This window comes from Oleiphilus sp. HI0079 (genome assembly GCF_001635105.1).
Map to the genome: position 1 here is coordinate 1 of NZ_LWFT01001428.1, position 1,073 is coordinate 1,073.

Genomic DNA, 1,073 nt, shown 5'->3' on the forward strand with positions numbered 1-1,073 from the left:
CTTTAAGTTGCTAACCTTTCTCTATCTATTCTTTTTGTTGGGTGTGATGGCGAATGGTCTAGACAGCAATATGGTGACTGCTGAGCAATATACGGCGTTAGTTGACGTGCGAGGAGTGATTGCTGATGAGGAAGAGGCGAGCGCAGATGTAATCGTGAGCGGGCTGAGGGCGGCCTTCGAAGCAGAGGGTTCTCAAGCAATCATTCTTAGGATAAACAGTCCGGGTGGCAGTCCTGTTCAGTCGGGATATGTGTTTGACGAAATCAAGCGTCTGCGCGTGCTGTATCCTGACAAAAAACTTTATGCTGTGATCACTGATCTTGGTGCGTCTGGTGCCTATTATATCGCCGCTGCTGCGGATGAAATCTATGCCGATAAGGCGAGTCTGGTAGGCTCGATTGGTGTGACTGCTGCAGGTTTTGGCTTTGTCGATGCGATGGATGAGTTGGGTGTTGAGCGTCGCAACTATACGTCTGGTAAGCATAAGTCTTTCTTAGATCCTTTCAGTGAGGAGGACCCAGAAGAGGTCGCATTCTGGGGTAAGGTCTTGGATAGTACGCATCAACAATTTATTGGTAAGGTTAGGGAGGGTCGAGGTGAGCGGCTTTCAGAAGCACCAGAATTATTTTCCGGTTTGATTTGGAATGGTGAGCAGGCTCTCGATCTTGGTCTTATTGATGGGTTAGGTAGTTCTGGCTTTGTTGCGCGTGAGATTGTCGGAGCGGAAGAGATCGTCGATTTTTCGTCAAAGCCTGATGCCTTTACTCAGTTTACGGAATCGCTCGGCGTTGCAGCAGGAAAGGCTATTTCTGCTAGCTTAGGCGTGAATGCGCTTCAGTTGCGCTAGTCTTTTTTTGATGTTTGATCAGAAAAACGTGCACAGAGCGCTACTTGAGGTAGCGCTCTGTTGAGCCTCTCTCGGAGTTAATCGAGAGGGCTAATACCGTACTCGCCTAGCAGCTTACATAGCTTGATCAAAGGAAGTCCAACTAGGGCGTTCGGATCGCTTGTTTCAATTGACTCAAACAGGCTGATACCTAATCCTTCTACTTTGAAGCCACCTGCGCAGTCGT

2 protein-coding genes are annotated in these 1,073 nt (G+C 48.5%); one reads left to right on the forward strand and one right to left on the reverse strand.

All coding sequences use genetic code 11. The annotated features are described in order from the left end of the window. Positions 1-847 (forward strand): S49 family peptidase (locus tag A3750_RS24575; RefSeq protein ID WP_068549035.1); only part of this gene is annotated, 847 nt, incomplete at its 5' end. Between the two features lie 77 nt (positions 848-924). Here A3750_RS24575 and A3750_RS24580 read toward each other — a convergent pair. After that, positions 925-1,073: Maf family protein (locus A3750_RS24580; RefSeq protein WP_197475299.1), on the reverse strand; the 149-nt coding region annotated here is incomplete at its 5' end.